The organism is Microcystis sp. LE19-131.1A (genome assembly GCF_027532015.1).
GTDB lineage: Bacteria > Cyanobacteriota > Cyanobacteriia > Cyanobacteriales > Microcystaceae > Microcystis > Microcystis ichthyoblabe_A.
In genome coordinates this window covers 1-16421 of sequence record NZ_JAPZSS010000217.1, presented here as the reverse complement: position 1 = coordinate 16421, position 16421 = coordinate 1, and the positions used below count along the sequence as shown (strand labels likewise).

The following is a 16421-nucleotide window of genomic DNA, read 5'->3' as shown; positions in this document are numbered from 1 at the left end:
ACTGCTATTGCTGGAAGTAACTATACCAACGATATTCGCGACTACTCTTCTGCGGTAAATCAAACTACCGCAGGTGTGTTCAGTGCAATCATTTGTGAAACAAATAGCCCCACTGCTACAGTTGTACTCGCGACTCCAGCTGGTGCTGCTGCAGGTACTTGTCCAGACGGCAGCCGGACAGTCGGACAATAGATATTTTTTCCAGATTGCCTAAAAGCTGTCTGGCATAATAACCAAAATTTGATACTTAGCGCAAAGTGGCGGGGAAATCTTCTCTTGAAACCTTTCGCTTTTGATTATTTTGGGGAGAGGCTTTTTGGGTCTTCTGGACATTGGGTGAAAAATGTTTCTGTCACCTTTGGACGAACCCAGTTTGTGCCTACATTGTGGAAAAAATCCGTTACTGTAGGGACGCAAGGAACCTGCGCCCTCCGATAGATAAAATTTGCTTATCATCGAAAGTACGGGATACCCTGATTATTGACCTTTATTTCAAGCTAAGTAGGTAGGCGTTAAAAATTATCAGATGCCCCCCTTATCAAGGGGGTATTAAGGGGGGATCAAGGGGGGATCAAGGGGGGACTAAGGGGGGATCAAAGGGGGATCGAACCTAAAATCCATTTTTAATTTAATTATAACCAGCTACTTATGCTAGGCGCAAAAACATCTCTCAATCTATCCTTACTTAAAACTCTGGGTTTAGTCGCCGTTATCGGTGGACTAATCATGGCTATGGTGGAAATGCAACAGGAAAAGGTGAAAACCTTGACCAAAGAAAAATTATTAGAAAGAAATTATAGTCAAGAATCTCGCCTAGAAAATGCTCAGGTTGAGTTATTAAAAAATATGCCAGCTTTTGGCTTTGATAATATGTTAGCCAATTGGGCAATGTTACAGTTTATTCAATATTATGGCGATGGGGATGCTCGTAGGGAAACTGGCTACGGTTTAAGTCCCGATTTTATGGAGATTGTCACCAAAAATGACCCAAAATTTGTCCGCGCCTATTTGATGATGTCTGTCGCTTCTTCTGTCAATGCTGGCAAACCCGAAAGAACCATCGAGATTATGAATAAAGGTTTAGCAAAACTCAGTCCTGATATTAATGATGCCTATTTTGTTTGGTTATATAAAGGAGTGGATGAACTATTATTTTTAGGTGATATTACTGCGGCGAAGAAATCTAATCAAATGGCCGCCGATTGGGCGAAAATTGCTGGTAATGAATTTATCGAAAAATCCGCTAGGGGAACAGTAAAATTTTTAGAAACTAATCCCGATAGTCGCGCCCCTAGAGTCGGCGCTTGGATGTTAGTCTGGATAAGTAGCCAAGACGAAGAAACCCGCAGGTTAGCCAAGGAAAATATCGAAAAATTGGGCGGTAAATTGGTTGTGGTTAATAATAATCAAGTGATGGCAATTCCTCCGAAAGATTAGGAGTTAGCATATTTTTCATCCTGCCAAAACTTATTATTTAATAAGCCATCAATATCCTCAGCAAAGGGACAAACATCGGGAAAATTAGAGTCTGGATAATCCTCTTTCACCGCTTCTAAAGCTTCTCGATAACATTCTTCTAAAATCTCTATCATAAACCTTTTCAAACTAGGAGAATACTTAAATTCCTTCTTCAACTCCTTGCGAAAATTTCTAATTTCAATTTCCCACCCTCGATAACAATCGGGAAGAACCACATAACAACGTTTTAATAAATGTTCTAATAAACGAGTTAAAAAATTATCGACCGCTTTGCGTTGACTTTTCCCCAAAGATTCCACCTCCTCAATCAAATTCTCCAAATCAACCTGAGATAAATCCCCAGATTTTAATTGCTTAACCGTCTTCTCTATCCACAAAGCAAAATCTTGATCATACAGATTTTTTACCTTGGCTAAAGTCATAATTTTGACCTCCTCTGTTGACTAATTGCCTTCATTTTAGCGAAACTTGGCCAATTCAGACTAAATCCGGTTATTAAAGACTGATTAACTATTGTCCCTATCGCAACAGTGCCTCTCCTCAACCGATTTAGTATTATAGCCCCGAAAACCCAACAACTAACAAGCCACAAACTGCACCGATCGAGGGATAATATAACCTTGATATCTATGCCATCATCTTATGAAAATTTTAATTATGGGTGGAACCCGATTTATCGGCGTTTCCCTGACTAAAGTGTTAGTAGAACAGGGTCATGAGGTAGTATTATTCAATCGTGGCAATAAACCCGCCCCGGTTGCTGGAGTACGACAGATTCATGGTGATCGCACTGACCCAGGGCAACTGAAAGAAAAGCTTAAAAATGAGAGTTTTGAGGCAATTTTCGACAATAATGGCAGAGAATTAAGTGATACTCAGCCCCTCGTCGAGATATTTAGAGACAGAATCGGGCATTTTGTCTATGTTAGCTCGGCGGGGGTTTATCTAAAATCCGACCAAATGCCCCATAAAGAAGGGGATAAACTAGATCCCAAAAGTCGCCACAAGGGAAAACACGAGACAGAAAACTATTTAAGCGAGATGGGTTTACCCTGGACTTCCATCCGTCCAGTCTATATCTACGGACCGCGCAACTATAATGACCTAGAAGCTTGGTTTTTTGACCGTTTGGTTCGTAATCGTCCTATTCCTATACCTGGTCATGGGGAACATTTTACCCAATTTGGTCACGTTGCCGATCTGGCCCAAGCCATGGCCGCAGTATTGGGTAATTCTCAGGCTATCGGTCAAGTGTATAATATTTCCGGCGATCGCTATGTAACTTTTAACGGTTTAGCAAAAGCTTGCGCGGCAGCCATGGGGAAAAATGCCGAGGAAATCGAGATTGTTAACTATAACCCCAAAAAATTTGACTTCGGCAAAAAGAAACCTTTCCCCCTGCGGGTTCAACATTTTTACGCTGATATTAATAAGGCCACCCGGGAGTTAAACTGGCAGCCTGAATATGATCTCGTCAGTGGTTTAACAGACTCCTTCCAGAATGATTATCTCGCTTCCGGTCGCGATCGGCAAGAAATAGACTGGGCGATCGATGACCAGATCTTGGCACAGCAATAAAATTAATTTTCTGGTGGAAGTGGGGAAGTGGGGAAGTGGGGAAGTGGGGAAGTGGGGAAGTGGGGGAGTGGGGAAGTGGGGAAGTGGGGAAGTGGGGAGGTGGGGGAGTGGGGAAGTGGGGGAATTTCAACTAACACCCTATCACCCTAAAACCCTAAAACCCCAACACCCTAAAACCCTAACCCCCAAACTGAGGCAGCCTTAAGCGGTTATTGGACATTCCACCAACCGAAAGCTGGCCCGACAAAGCGAATAACTACCCAAACCCCAGCTAAAACTCCTATACCAATCCAGGCACCCCTAGTGGTTAACTTGTAAGCTTGGGATGCTTGACTTTTGGTAATTGGTAGCCAAGGCAGGATATTTTCTTCCTGTCCATACTTATCACCCAGGGCCGATTGACGACGTTTTGATTCACCCATACTAATGTCAGTTATTAAGAGGTTTTTCTCTGATTGTATATCGAAAGACAACCGCCTACACCCAATCCTAATGCGTGAAGGAGAGCGATCGAAACTGACGGCTGATGACCGACTATTATAGAATTAAAGGTTGCGACTGAAACGAGAATGATAATTATGGCAACCATTAACAGTAATTACTTAAAACTAAAAGCGGGTTATCTTTTCCCGGAAATTGCCCGACGAGTCCAAGCTTTTGCGGCAGCCCATCCCGATGCTAATATTATCCGTCTGGGGATTGGGGATGTCACCGAACCTTTGCCCCTAGCTTGTCGCGAGGCCATGATTAAAGCAGTGGAGGAAATGGGCGATCGCTCTAGCTTTAAGGGTTACGGGCCCGAACAGGGTTATGCTTGGTTAAGGGAGAAAATCGCCGTCCATGATTTTCAGGCTCGCGGTTGTGAGATAAATGCCGATGAAATCTTTATTTCCGACGGTTCTAAGTGCGATACGGGCAATATTCTCGATATTTTTGGGGATAATAACTCGATCGCCGTGACCGACCCAGTATATCCCGTTTACGTCGATACTAACGTTATGGCCGGACACACGGGAGAGGTCAACGAACGCGGCGAATACGAGGGCTTGATTTATCTGCCAATTACCGCCGAAAATAACTTTACTGCCCAGATTCCGACGGAAAAAGTCGATTTAATCTATCTCTGTTTTCCCAACAATCCCACCGGGGCCACAGCTACCAAAGAACACTTGACAGCTTGGGTTAATTATGCTAGGGCCAACGGATCGATTATCTTTTTTGATGCAGCCTACGAGGCCTTTATCACCGATGCCAGTTTACCCCATTCCATCTATGAAATCGAGGGAGCGCGGCAATGTGCGATCGAATTTCGCTCTTTTTCTAAAAATGCCGGTTTTACCGGGACTCGTTGCGCTTTAACCGTGGTTCCCCAAAGTCTGATGGCCAAAGCGGCCGACGGCAGCGATGTGCAACTCTGGAAACTGTGGAATCGTCGGCAATCGACCAAATTTAACGGCGTTTCCTACATTGTCCAACGGGGGGCCGAGGCGGTTTATTCCCCGGAAGGACAAGCACAAGTACAAGAACTTGTCAAGTTTTATTTACAAAATGCAACAATTATCCGAGAAAAATTAACCGCTGCCGGTTTAGAAGTCCATGGTGGCGTAAATGCGCCCTACGTTTGGGTAAAAACGCCCCAGGGTCTATCAAGTTGGGATTTCTTCGATAAACTGCTACATACCTGTAATGTGGTGGGGACTCCCGGATCTGGCTTTGGGGCTGCCGGAGAGGGTTATTTCCGGCTATCGGCTTTTAATAGTCGTGCCAACGTCGAGGCCGCTATGGAAAGAATTATCAGTAAATTTCCAGGCTAATCCTCAAGAGAGGGATGTTTGCGGAAGCGTCCCCCAGCAACCCCATCGGCAAATAATTGATAGACTGGTAACTGCTCACCGACAACGGCTCACCGATGCGACCCTTTTGGTTAGAATCCTTACAGGTAGAAAGATTAACGATCGCAATTGCTGGCCTACCGGCACATCTGCAAGGGATCAAGTTGGTGCAGTGGTCAGATCTGCACTGCGATGAAGAGCATTTGCCTGAAGCTGTCCTGCAAGAAGCGATCGCCATTACTAATCAGGAAAAACCCGATCTCATCTTCCTGACGGGGGACTTTATTACCTATAGTCCCCAGCCAATTTTTGCCCTAGCAGATAGCATAAAAGCTCTCAAAAGTCAAGGGGGTATTTATGCTTGTTTAGGAAATCATGACAGTTATCTTCCGCAAGCAAGGGAAACGGTCAGATCAGCCTTAACTAACGTGGGAATTCGGGTACTCTGGAATGAAATCGTCACACCCTACGGCGAAAATTTTCCCATCGTCGGATTGGCCGATTATTGGTCTGGGGAATTTTTACCGCAAATCCTCGAGCAAATTTCCCCCGATATACCCAGACTCGTCCTTTCCCACAATCCCGATACAGCCATGATTTTAAAGGATTGGCGCGTGGATTTGCAGTTATCCGGTCATACCCACGGAGGTCAAGTGACTATACCGGGTATCGGTTCCCTACCGATAATTTTAGAGGAACTTAGGCGATCACTACCCGAACCCTATCGTCGCTGGGTTCCCCTTCACCGGCAGTTTAGCAAAGTAGTCCGATACTGGCAATGGTCCGAGGGATTTCATCGGGTCGGAGAAAATCAATTATATGTGAATCGAGGCTTAGGAACCTATTTCCCCGGTCGTCTTTTTTGTCCCCCCGAAGTGACGGTAATTACTTTGATCAACAGGAGTCAGTCTTGAATCAGTTATCAGTGATCAGTTATCAGATTTAAGTTTTAAGTGTGCAGCATTAAATCAGCTGTTGACTATCTAAATTACTCGTTAAGACTATCGGTTAATTTTTTTTCCAAAAAGCTTGACAAAACCCCACGACTTGACAGATAATTTCTTATATAATGGGAATCCGTGCCAGCCTGCGACCCCCTCTTTTCAAGTCAAATAAAGCCCAAAAAAATTAACCCCAAAAAGTAGTCGGTGAACTGAAAACTCACATCTGATAACTGATAAGCTGCTGACTATATAAATTACTCGTTAAGACTGTACTGGAGTGCCGGAGCAGGGAGAGGAAGTTTGAGCATTTGTACTGAAATTTCCACTATGCAGTTTAAATTCAGTACAGCTTAGAAGCTTACTACTGTCTTTTCACTGATTACTGTTTACTGATAACTGAAAAAACACTTATGACAGAAAATAGAGATAACTTCAACGAAACTTATAATGCACTAATTGAGCGCATTGTCAATCTAACTTTAGAAGGAAAAATTAGAGCTAAATCACAGGTTTATAACCTTTTGTCCGAGGGAGTAAAAAATGGCACAGGAGAAATTTTTGAGCGTTGTTTAACTGAAAAAATTATCATTACTCGCTCACAGTTAGAAACAAAAATTAAAGCGACTAGGGTTTTGCGGGCCCTGGAAACGATCGAAAGTGAATGGGAAAAATATCAAAAAACCAATCAGCAAAATTCTCTCACTGCAGCGGCGATCGATAATCTGGTGAAAATCGATCGAGAGGATCGTTTACTAACTTTAGTGAATTTAATTGATCCCAATCAAAGTAATGCTTTAACCCTAGAACAATTACAACAGTTAGCCAAGCATTTACAGACAGTTTCTCACCAGCGAGGAGAAGCGGATTTATGGCAAATTGCCACGGGGATTAATCTGGGGTTAAGTACTTGGTCAAATTTATCGAATGATCTCACCAGTTGGCTCTACGAACAAAATCGCAATCTTGGTTTTACTAATGATAATGAGCGAGTGACTCCCTGGCAAATTTGGGCAAGTAAAGTTAATCCCTCTTGGTTAAAACGAGTCTTAGAAAGTTTAGCTAATCAACAAGCTTTTGATTCTCTCACCCAGGATTTAACTTTAACCGATTGGGTAGAAACTGCCATTGTTTTTCAATATATCCAAAGGGGACTAATTAACTTTTTTGATCAGCGTATCTATAGCGAAAAACTGGGAGCTAAATTATCCATTTCTACCTTTCTCACCTTTGCTTTAATTTGGTCACTGTTAACCAATAGTTTCGAGCAAGTTAGTAAAAATTCCCTCTATAGTCGCGGCTGTTTTCAGATGGCTTTACAAATTCTGAGAACCTTTGCTCAACGGGATTATTTTCCTTTATACGGAGGAATTTTCGCCTCCTTTTCTGGCAGTTATCTCAAGGAGGCATTAGATTATTTATCAATTCCTCTGCGTTATGTGGAAGGTACGGGAGAAAAGGCGAGAATTTTAACTTTAATTGCCTATTCTAATCGCATTCGCGGCGACTATCCACAGGCTAGAGAATGTCATCAACAAGCTTTAGAAATTGCTCGTCAACAACAGGATTATGCTTGTGAAATAGCTAATTTAAACCATTTATCCCGTCTCAATGCTATCCAAAAAAACTATACAGAAGCGATTAATTTAAGTCAGAGAGCCTTAATTTTAAGTCGTCAACAGGGTAATAGTTTAGGACAGGCTAACGCTTTAGCTAATTTGGGTTATAGTCAGGTACAGGAAGCGCAACAGTTAGAGAGATATGATCCCGAAATTTATCAAACTTCGATCGAGTATTTACAGCAGGGATTAAAGTTAGCGGAAAGTCTCCAAGATTGGCAGAGTAAATCCCTTTGTTGTAGCAGTTTAGGTTTAGCATATCTTGTCCTCGAAAGAACCCAAGATGCGATTAATATTCTCCTACAAGGATTGGAATCGGCCAAATACTACGGAGATGTATATCTGCAAGGTTTATTACTAACTTATTTAGGCGAAGCTTACTATCAAGACAAAAATTTTGAACAGGCAATTTATATGGGTTCTCTAGGAATGTATTGGCTCCACGAAATCGGTGCAGTAGAATGGCGACAAGCTGCTAGTCTATTAACGGTTATTCGTGGCAAAAATATCGCAGCTTTTGAACAGACTTTCAGTCAGGAACGTTCCTCCCTGATTAAATCTATTGGACTGGAAGGCTACCAATATATCTCAGAAATCCTCAGCAAATATCAACAGGGTAATTAGTGAATACAAAGCATAACCTATTAATTAATCTCTCGGTACTTTTTCCCCAACCCACGGGAATCAGTACCTACATTCTTAACCTCTTACCCTACCTGAAAAATTTAGAACCAACCCTACTAACAGCTAATAGTTATCCCGACTTTAACTGTTATTCTATCCCCAAAGGTCTCGGCCCTGATCGAGGAGCGAAAGGTCATTTAAAACGCTTACTCTGGACTCAGTGGCAGTTACCGTCAATTTACCGACAATTAAAGGCCAATTTACTCTTTTCTCCCCTCCCAGAAGCGCCGATAAATTCTCCCTGTCGCTTTGTCGTCATGGTCCACGATTTAATTCCCCTACGGTTTCCCAGTTTTACTTCCCCCTTAACCCAATATTTCCGTTATTATGTGCCGCAGGTATTACAACAGGCAAAACATATTATCTGTAACTCTCAGGCAACGGCCAAAGATATCACTGAATATTATCAAATTCCCGCCGATAAAATTACTTCAATTCCCCTAGCCTACGATCATCATCACTTTCGCCCTATGGAAGATAATAAGCCAGAACATCCCTATTTTCTCTATCTCGGTCGTCCCAATCCCTATAAAAATTTACCGCGTTTAATCGCCGCTTTTGCCCAACTGCCCCCAGATTTAACAGATTATCATCTTTGGATTGCCGGCAGCTTCGATCGCCGTTATACCCCCAATTTACAACAACAAGCGCGAGAATTGGCAGTTAGCGATCGCATTAAATTTCTCGATTATATCCCCTACGATCACCTACCCAAAGTTATCAGTCAAGCCACTGCTTTAGTCTTCCCTAGTCTCTGGGAAGGCTTTGGATTGCCCGTTTTAGAGGCTATGGCTTGCGGTACACCCGTCATTACCTCAAATTTGTCATCTTTGCCCGAAGTCACGGCAACAGCGGCAATTTTAATCGATCCCTATCGAGTCGAGTGCATAGCCGATGCCCTGAAAATTATCGCTCAAGATCGACAATTACAGTCAAAATTAAGTTATCTAGGCAAAAAACGAGCTAATGAGTTTAGTTGGCAAAAAACCGGTCTAGCTACAGCCGCAATCTTAAATCAATATCTAGGATGTGCTTAGGGACTTGCGTGGGAATAATATCCCAATCGATCGGAGGGCGCAAGCTTTGCGCCCCTACAGTAACGGATTTTGTCCACAATGTAGGGGCGAACTGCGTTCGCCCAAAAGGTACATTATCAAAGCGCAAGTCCCTAACCTGATCGGTCATCGTCGGAAAAAGAAAAATAATTTGACAGATCGGCAGCATTTGCTGTACGATGGATGATCGTGACCTAAATTGGAGAGATGGCCGAGCGGTTGAAGGCGCAGCACTGGAAATGCTGTTTAGGGGTAACTTTAACGAGGGTTCGAATCCCTCTCTCTCCGTCCCCAAAGCACCTCCTAGATATGAGGTGCTTTTTATAGCAGTTAGAGTATAGGAGTCAGGAGATTACTCTTATTGATTATCTTTTCCCCATCACCCACTCTCCTATACTTTTTAAACAGGATTTAGTCTAATTCCCCCTCGGTAAACCATCTTTACACTTAGCTAACCACTCCAATAAACTATCTAACTGCTGTGGTGGTTTTACCGTTCCTAAACCCCTAACCGTCACCTGTTTGGGACTATAAACAAAGCGTGATTGTATATGTTGGGGTAGGTGTTCTTGTAATAATTTCCACGCTGGTTCCTCCATAGGAGTTTCTAGGATAATATGCTGTTTTCCATCGGGTTTAATGCGCGAAAAACCGAGGGATTTAGCCAGATGTTTTAACTCGATTACCTTAAATAATTGTGCCACTGGGGAAGGAATTGCCCCATATCTATCCACTAAATCCGCAGCAATTTGTCCTAAAGTTTTCTGAGAATTAGCAGTAGCGATCGCCCGATAGACATCCATTTTCTGCTCCGGATCCGATATATAATCATTAGGAATAAATGCCGTCAATTTCAGATCGATTTGGGTATCCTCCACTTGAGGAATTTCTTGACCTTGAATTTCCCGCAAAGCTTCCTGTAACATTTCCATATATAGATCAAAACCAATCGCTTCCATTTGTCCCGATTGTTCCGCACCCAATAAGTTACCAGCGCCGCGAATTTCCAGATCCCTAGTCGCTAATTGATACCCCGATCCTAACTGGGTAAATTCTTGAATTGCCTTTAATCTTTCCCGAGCGGTTTCTGTTAGTTCTCCCTTAGCTGGATAAAGTAACCAAGCGTGCGCTTGTACTCCCGATCGCCCCACCCGTCCCCGCAGTTGATAGAGTTGCGCTAAACCGAATTTTTGGGCATCTTCAATGATAATTGTGTTAACTCTGGGAATATCTAACCCCGACTCCACAATAGTCGTACAGACTAAGATATCCGCTTCCCCATTATTAAATGCTAACATGGTGGTCTCTAATTCGGACTCATCCATACGACCGTGACCAATGGAAATTCTAGCACCCGGAATCATCCCTTGAATTGCTGCCGCTTTTTCTTCAATTCCCTCGATTCTGGGTACTACATAAAAAATCTGTCCCCCCCGATCCAATTCATTGCGAATTGCCGTTCTAATCACATCAGAATTATAACTAGAAAGGTGGGTTTGGATGGGACGACGAGAGGGGGGAGGTGTGGTAATTAAACTCATTTCTCGCACCCCAGAAAGGGACATATAAAGAGTCCGGGGAATCGGTGTTGCCGTCAAGGTTAACACATCAATATTACTTTTAAAAGCCTTAATTTTTTCCTTTTGATTGACCCCAAAACGCTGTTCTTCATCGATCACCAATAATCCTAAATCTTTAAACTCCACCGCTTTACTTAATAACAACTGCGTCGCCACCACTATATCCAATTCCCCCGTTTTCAAGCGCTGGACGATATCTTTTTTCTCGGAATTGGTGCGAAAACGATTTAATAAACCCACATTAATAGGATAGGGAGCAAAACGTTCTTTTAGGGTGTGATAATGTTGTTGGGTTAAAATCGTTGTTGGTGCTAATAAAGCCACCTGTTTATGACCCGTGGTGACAGCTTTAAAAATAGCACGAATCGCCACTTCTGTCTTACCAAAACCCACATCCCCACAGACTAAGCGATCCATCGGGCGATCGCTTTCTAAATCCCGTTTCACATCCTGTATCGCTTTCAGTTGATCAGCAGTGGGTTGGTAGGGAAAAGAATCCTCTAACTCCCGCTGCCAGGGATTATCCATCGGATAGGCAAAACCCGATTTTTGGGCGCGTTGGGCGTAAATATTGATTAAATCAACCGCTAACTTCTTAACTGACTTCCTGACGCGAGCTTTCGTCGCTTCCCACGCTTTGCCAGAGATTTTATGTAATTCAGGCTCTTGATTACCTGTATGACGATAACGGGAGAGATTATCAACAGAATCGGCAGGAACCCGCAATAATCCATCAGCATACTTAATAACTAGATAATCTCGACCTTGCACTACTCCGCTAATTGTGCTTTCCTGCTTTTCTAGTTTGATAAACTGTCCGATGCCATGGTGTTTATGTACTACAAAATCGAGGGGACGGAGTTTATTCACATCCACCTGTACCGAGGCTGCTTGCCGACGTTTGCGGACGTAACCAGCAGTATTTAAAAGATGTTGCCCGAAGAACTCTCGATCGCTAACGACGACTATGCGATAGGTGGGGAGGATAAAACCTTCTAATTCAGCTAATCCTGAGTATTTTAGGGCTGTAGCGGTGTTTTGAATGATTAAGCGCTCGATCGCCCCAAAATCGAGGGGATTGGGGATAAATTGGGCCGGACAGTCGTGTTCCTGTAATAACGCGACTGTGCGGGAGGGTTGGGCCGATATTAACCATGTGGCGTACTTATTTAGTTTAATACCGCTATAAATCTCTCTTTTTCCCCGTAAAATTTCCGCTAGTTTGGCGAATTGCCCCGGATTGGTGGGAATCGGACGACTGGAGAGATTAAGACTATTTTCGGAGAGGTGATCGTCTATTTCTGAGAGGTAGAGATGGGGAAATTTAACCGATATTTGCAGAGATTCGCCAAAAGAACGGTGAATTTGCGGTAAAGCTGGTTCTATCTGTTGCCAGCGTTCCCCAATATATTCTATCCAGCGATCGCTTCTAGCTTGACAGCTTTCCAGTTCATCAAAGGCAATAAGAGTATTTTCGGGGAGATAATCCAATAAAGAGGCAGGTTGACGGAAGGACAAGCCTAAAAATCGCTCAATTCCCTCTGGATAAATGCCATTAGCCAATTTTTCTCGCTCTTTAGCCTCCAAATAATCGGCCACTGTGGGGGGAAGAGAAGGGGCAATGATCGCTGCGAAGCTAGTGGGAGTAAGAAGCAGATTGGGGATAGAATCGAGGGATCTTTGGGTGGCAGGGTCAAATTCTCGCAATTTTTCCAATTCATCGCCGAAAAATTCTAACCTGACCGGTAATTCGGCCGAAACTGGGAAAATATCAACGATATCGCCGCGACGACTCCATTGCCCTTCGGTTTCTACCAGTGAAACCCGTTCATATCCTAATCTAGCTAGGGTTAGATCGAGGTTTTTGGCTTCTATAACCCTTCCTACCGCAAAATTATCGCTATACTGCTCGAAAACCTCTCTAGGGGGTAAATGGGGCTGCAGGGCCTTTTCGGTGGTAACGATCGCAATTCCGGCATCTTGATGACTGATTGTCGATAATACCTGCATCTGTCCCCAAATCATCTCGGATTCCCGATTAAATGTCTCGTAAGGACAAGCTTCCGAGGTGGGATAAAAGAAAATACCTTTCCACGTCATCGCTTCTAATTGTGTTGCCCAACGTGCCGCTTCTTCTAGATTGGCACAGATAATTAAAAGGTTTTTTCCTTGACAACGGGCGAAAGCTGTGCTTATTAATCCTTTCGGTAAGCGGGCAAGGCCGGTTAGGGTTAAATTGCCGTTTTTCTCCAGTTTTTGGATAAGTTCGGCAGTTAATGGCGATTTTTCAATGTTGCGAATAACGGAGGCAAAAGTCATTTTTTAGTGATCGGCACTCGGTTTTTGGTTAGGGTTTGCGGCAAAAAGTTTTTCGTGGGGGTAGGGTGTGGGGTGTAGGGTTTTACCGATTTTGAGGGGGTCAATTACCTAATTTTCAGGGAAAAAGTCCCTGAATTTTCCCCCCGATCACTCCCATGTCCGGTACTTTTTGATTTCCCAAAAAGTCTAAAAGTCTTACCCAACACGGTTTTTAGATTTATTCAGCAAGCTCTAGTTAAGCTCTCCTGAATTTATACTGCCTATTGGGAGTTCTAGTACAAATGCTCAGGCTTCCTCTCCCAACTCCGGCACTCCGGTGCAGTCTTAACGAGTATCAGTTTCCAGTTTACCCACTACTTTTTGGGGTTAATTTTTTTGGGCTTTACTTGACTTGACCAGAGGGGGGTCGCAGGCGCACGGATTTTCCATTATCTATATAATATCATGTCAAGCGTTGGTTGGCAAGAGAAAATTTTTAATTGGGAGCGAAAGATCGAAGGACGAAAAACCAGTACATCTATACCGAGATATTTTCAGAATGATAACGATTCTCATCGACTGTGGTAAGATGAGAATCATAATCAGACTCAGTTAATCCCATGGGTAAAAAATTCCAGTTAACAGCGATCGCTTTAACAATGACTATAGCCAGCTTAACAGCTTGTAGTGGTCCCTCGGTCAAGGAAAAGGAAGCAAAGACACCCTTACAGGTGACAGTGAGTATCGTACCGCAGGAATATTTTGTCAAACGTATCGGCGGTGATAGAGTCAGTGTTAATGCCATGATTCAACCCGGGACAGATCCCCACACCTATGAACCAAAACCCGAACAATTAAAAACCACAGCCCGATCGCAAGCCTATTTTAAAATTGGTGTATCCTTAGAAGATGCCTGGAAAGATCGCTTAAACAGTGTTAACCAACAGATGTTAATCGTCGATACCAGTCAAGGAGTAGATAAAATACCTTTGACAGCAGAACATAATCACGATCATGATCATGATCACAGCAAGGAAGAAAAACATCAAGCTGGAAAAAACACCCTAGATCCCCATATTTGGTTATCACCAAAACGAGTCAAAGCACAAGCAGAGACTATTTATCAAACCCTAGCACAACTCGATCCGGGTCAGGAAGCTATCTATCGAGCTAACTTGGAAAAATTCAGTCAGGAATTAGACGCATTAGATCAAGAAATTCGGCAAAACTTGGCAGGGATTAAAAACAAAAAATTTATGGTATTTCATCCCGAATGGGGCTATTTTGCCCAAGATTACGGTTTAGAGATGATTGCGATCGAAATCGACGGTAATGAACCCAGTGCTGCCCAGTTAAGTCAACTAATCAAACAGGCAAAAAAAGAGAATATAAAAGTTATTTTTACTCAACCAGAATTTAGTCAGAAAAGTGCCGAAACTATTGCGAGGGAAATTGGGGGACAGGTAATCCCTATTAGTGCCTTTGCTCAAAATTGGAGTGAAAACCTGCGACAAGTTTCCCAAAAAATGGCCACAGTTTTAAATCAGTAATTGCTTGTATATGTCAACGATCATTACCATTAATAATCTCTGGGCCGGCTACGAACAGGAACCTATCCTCGAAGATATTAATTTAACCATTGAAGAATTAGATTTCCTGGGAATTATCGGCCCGAATGGAGGAGGAAAAACTACCCTCCTTAAGGTTTTACTGGGATTAATTAAACCTTGGCGGGGAGAAGTCAGTATTTTGGGGCAAAGTGTCGAAAAAGGTCGGGAATTAGTCGGTTATGTGCCGCAGTTTGTCGAATGCGATCGCTCATTTCCCATCACTGTGGGTGAGGTGGTGAAAATGGGGAGATTGAGCAGCAAAAAACTCTGGCAAGGCTATAGTAAAAAAGATGAGTTAAGGGTAGATAAAGCTTTAGATAGTGTGGGAATGTTAGCGTTGAAAAAAAGGTCGATTGCTGAACTTTCGGGAGGACAGCGCCAACGGGTTTATATCGCTCGCGCTTTAGCAGTAGAACCCCGTCTCTTGATTTTAGATGAACCCACTGCCAGTGTCGATCCCCAAATGCGTGCTAGTATTTTTTCCCTGTTGCAAGAATTGAATGAGTGGATGACTATTTTAATTATTTCCCATGATCTGGGAACCCTATCTACCTATGTTAAATCGATCGGTTGTCTCAATCGTCGTCTCTATTATCACGGCCAAAAATCTCTCACTACCGCTATGTTAGAACAAGTGTATTGTTAAAGGGTTTCTCCTTTCAAGAATAGTCCTAATAACGCAAGATTCAACGATATTTGTAAACTGCTAGAATTAGAAGGGTTTTCCCTTGATCGAATTACAGGTAGCCATCACATTTTTAAAAGAAATGATATTATTTTGGTCATACCTGTTCATAATAAAAAAGTAAAATCTGTTTATATTCGTCGAGTCCTTGAAATCATCGGAGACAACTAAAGATGAATTATCCAATTATTATTTATCCCTGTGAAGAAGGCGGTTTTGTCGCTGAAATTCCAGCACTATCTGGCTGTTTGGCTCAGGGTAAAACCTTAGAAGAAACCCTACAAGAATTACTGATGGTAAAAGATTTATGGTTAGAAACAGCCCAAAAATATAATCAAAAACTTCCCAACTTAGAAACAGAGATAGCGAAAATCAAAGCATTAAGCACTGTATAGAACATTTTTGGGGGAATTGCGATCGCTAATTGCCGTCTTGACTTAAAAAATAGTTACTTAACGCGCTTTTTTGCTTTTAATCATGATGAATTTGTAATTATTCTGCGTTACGCTAACACATCCTACCGTGCTACTATTCTGGTCAGTGATTCTTTACAGTAACCAGACGCGATCGCAGGTTCAGACGGATCAACAGTTTCCCAGTGTCGGTAGTCAGACAAAGGGACTTTTGGTTAATGCCGATGGTTCTGTAGATATTTATTTCGGGCCGAAACCGCTTGCGGGTAAGGAGAATAATTGGGTGCAGACGATTCCTGAAACGGGTTGGAATACGATTCTTCGGCTTTATGGCCCGCTTGAGCCTTGGTTTGATAAGACTTGGCGACCAGGGGAAATCGAGTTATTAAAATAGTCCTATCCAGAATATTTCTTTGTAGTGCGACGATCCAGTCGGTTATCCAGAAAATTTCTATCTATTGCTAGTGAATACACGGAATGTTTCCGGATATCCTTACTTTATAAGGGGGAGCATCTCACTTACGCGATGAGTAATTATACTTAGCCTAAAAGCCACTCTTAATCGTGTCTTGGAACGAAATAGAGGCTTTTAAAGACCGCGTACATGGAGAATTAAAACAAGAATTACCCTCGAAAAGCCTATTTTT

Annotated in this window: 14 protein-coding genes, 1 tRNA gene and 1 pseudogene; 13 read left to right on the top strand and 3 right to left on the bottom strand. The window is 42.8% G+C overall.

What is annotated here, in order from left to right; all coding sequences use genetic code 11:
- Together O9323_RS15955 and O9323_RS15950 are read left to right on the top strand one after the other, a co-directional pair.
- Positions 1 to 192: pseudogene (locus O9323_RS15955) on the top strand (pili assembly chaperone); the annotation flags it as partial.
- Between the two features lie 456 nt (positions 193 to 648).
- Positions 649 to 1437 (top strand): hypothetical protein, encoded by a 789-nt coding sequence (locus O9323_RS15950; RefSeq protein WP_193978434.1) that lies wholly within the window; start codon positions 649 to 651, stop codon positions 1435 to 1437.
- On the opposite strand, the gene O9323_RS15945 is transcribed toward O9323_RS15950, so the two are convergent.
- The gene (locus O9323_RS15945; protein WP_002792531.1) at positions 1434 to 1901 is read right to left on the bottom strand and encodes a DUF29 domain-containing protein; all 468 of its coding nucleotides are present in this window, start codon (positions 1899 to 1901) and stop codon (positions 1434 to 1436) included. The genes O9323_RS15950 and O9323_RS15945 overlap by 4 nt on opposite strands.
- Before the next feature lie 220 nt (positions 1902 to 2121).
- Between O9323_RS15945 and O9323_RS15940 the strand changes: the two genes are divergently transcribed.
- The gene (locus O9323_RS15940) at positions 2122 to 3057 is read left to right on the top strand and encodes an NAD-dependent epimerase/dehydratase family protein (protein ID WP_288125411.1); all 936 of its coding nucleotides are present in this window, start codon (positions 2122 to 2124) and stop codon (positions 3055 to 3057) included.
- A 209-nt stretch (positions 3058 to 3266) separates the two neighbouring features.
- Here the strand turns inward: O9323_RS15940 and O9323_RS15935 are convergent, their stop codons facing one another.
- Positions 3267 to 3479, bottom strand: coding sequence for a DUF2839 domain-containing protein (locus tag O9323_RS15935; RefSeq protein WP_002759416.1), 213 nt, complete (start codon positions 3477 to 3479; stop codon positions 3267 to 3269).
- A 156-nt stretch (positions 3480 to 3635) separates the two neighbouring features.
- Here O9323_RS15935 and O9323_RS15930 point away from each other — a divergent pair, with 156 nt between their 5' ends.
- From O9323_RS15930 to O9323_RS15910, 5 genes are all read left to right on the top strand, one after another.
- Positions 3636 to 4871, top strand: a complete 1236-nt coding sequence (locus O9323_RS15930; protein WP_288125410.1) for an LL-diaminopimelate aminotransferase — start codon at positions 3636 to 3638, stop codon at positions 4869 to 4871.
- A 95-nt stretch (positions 4872 to 4966) separates the two neighbouring features.
- Positions 4967 to 5803: a metallophosphoesterase gene (locus tag O9323_RS15925; RefSeq protein ID WP_288125409.1), complete on the top strand. Its 837-nt coding sequence runs from the start codon at positions 4967 to 4969 to the stop codon at positions 5801 to 5803.
- A gap of 440 nt (positions 5804 to 6243) precedes the next feature.
- Complete coding sequence (locus O9323_RS15920; RefSeq protein ID WP_149108073.1) at positions 6244 to 8073, top strand: tetratricopeptide repeat protein; 1830 nt, start codon at positions 6244 to 6246, stop codon at positions 8071 to 8073.
- A complete protein-coding gene (locus O9323_RS15915; protein WP_002755814.1) occupies positions 8073 to 9170 on the top strand; it encodes a glycosyltransferase family 4 protein in 1098 nt (365 codons plus the stop codon). Before O9323_RS15920 ends, O9323_RS15915 begins: the two co-directional genes overlap by 1 nt.
- A gap of 219 nt (positions 9171 to 9389) precedes the next feature.
- Positions 9390 to 9476: transfer RNA gene (locus tag O9323_RS15910), tRNA-Ser, on the top strand.
- A gap of 128 nt (positions 9477 to 9604) precedes the next feature.
- Here O9323_RS15910 and mfd read toward each other — a convergent pair.
- On the bottom strand, positions 9605 to 13087 hold the full coding sequence (gene mfd, locus O9323_RS15905) for a transcription-repair coupling factor (protein ID WP_288125408.1): 3483 nt from the start codon (positions 13085 to 13087) through the stop codon (positions 9605 to 9607).
- Positions 13088 to 13686: 599 nt separating this feature from the next.
- Here mfd and O9323_RS15900 point away from each other — a divergent pair.
- The 5 genes from O9323_RS15900 to O9323_RS15880 all read left to right on the top strand — a co-directional run bounded on the left by O9323_RS15900 (position 13687) and on the right by O9323_RS15880 (position 16168).
- Complete coding sequence (locus O9323_RS15900) at positions 13687 to 14616, top strand: metal ABC transporter solute-binding protein, Zn/Mn family (protein WP_288125407.1); 930 nt, start codon at positions 13687 to 13689, stop codon at positions 14614 to 14616.
- Positions 14617 to 14626: 10 nt separating this feature from the next.
- Complete coding sequence (locus tag O9323_RS15895) at positions 14627 to 15322, top strand: metal ABC transporter ATP-binding protein (protein WP_002755806.1); 696 nt, start codon at positions 14627 to 14629, stop codon at positions 15320 to 15322.
- Positions 15323 to 15370: 48 nt separating this feature from the next.
- Positions 15371 to 15532: a type II toxin-antitoxin system HicA family toxin gene (locus O9323_RS15890; RefSeq protein WP_223210878.1), complete on the top strand. Its 162-nt coding sequence runs from the start codon at positions 15371 to 15373 to the stop codon at positions 15530 to 15532.
- A gap of 2 nt (positions 15533 to 15534) precedes the next feature.
- Positions 15535 to 15756 carry a type II toxin-antitoxin system HicB family antitoxin gene (locus O9323_RS15885; protein WP_002755805.1) on the top strand — a complete coding sequence of 74 codons (222 nt, stop codon included), beginning with the start codon at positions 15535 to 15537 and terminating at the stop codon, positions 15754 to 15756.
- Between the two features lie 127 nt (positions 15757 to 15883).
- Positions 15884 to 16168, top strand: coding sequence for a DUF1214 domain-containing protein (locus O9323_RS15880; protein WP_288125406.1), 285 nt, complete (start codon positions 15884 to 15886; stop codon positions 16166 to 16168).
- Positions 16169 to 16421: the final 253 nt, after the last annotated feature.

Excerpts from the sequence above, each read along its gene's own strand:
- O9323_RS15950 (WP_193978434.1), top strand. The coding sequence starts at position 649 with ATGCTAGGCGCAAAAACATCTCTCAATCTATCCTTACTTAAAACTCTG.
- O9323_RS15945 (WP_002792531.1), bottom strand. The coding sequence starts at position 1,901 with ATGACTTTAGCCAAGGTAAAAAATCTGTATGATCAAGATTTTGCTTTG.
- O9323_RS15940 (WP_288125411.1), top strand. The coding sequence starts at position 2,122 with ATGAAAATTTTAATTATGGGTGGAACCCGATTTATCGGCGTTTCCCTG.
- O9323_RS15935 (WP_002759416.1), bottom strand. The coding sequence starts at position 3,479 with ATGGGTGAATCAAAACGTCGTCAATCGGCCCTGGGTGATAAGTATGGA.
- O9323_RS15930 (WP_288125410.1), top strand. The coding sequence starts at position 3,636 with ATGGCAACCATTAACAGTAATTACTTAAAACTAAAAGCGGGTTATCTT.
- O9323_RS15925 (WP_288125409.1), top strand. The coding sequence starts at position 4,967 with ATGCGACCCTTTTGGTTAGAATCCTTACAGGTAGAAAGATTAACGATC.
- O9323_RS15920 (WP_149108073.1), top strand. The coding sequence starts at position 6,244 with ATGACAGAAAATAGAGATAACTTCAACGAAACTTATAATGCACTAATT.
- mfd (WP_288125408.1), bottom strand. The coding sequence starts at position 13,087 with ATGACTTTTGCCTCCGTTATTCGCAACATTGAAAAATCGCCATTAACT.
- O9323_RS15900 (WP_288125407.1), top strand. The coding sequence starts at position 13,687 with ATGGGTAAAAAATTCCAGTTAACAGCGATCGCTTTAACAATGACTATA.
- O9323_RS15895 (WP_002755806.1), top strand. The coding sequence starts at position 14,627 with ATGTCAACGATCATTACCATTAATAATCTCTGGGCCGGCTACGAACAG.
- O9323_RS15885 (WP_002755805.1), top strand. The coding sequence starts at position 15,535 with ATGAATTATCCAATTATTATTTATCCCTGTGAAGAAGGCGGTTTTGTC.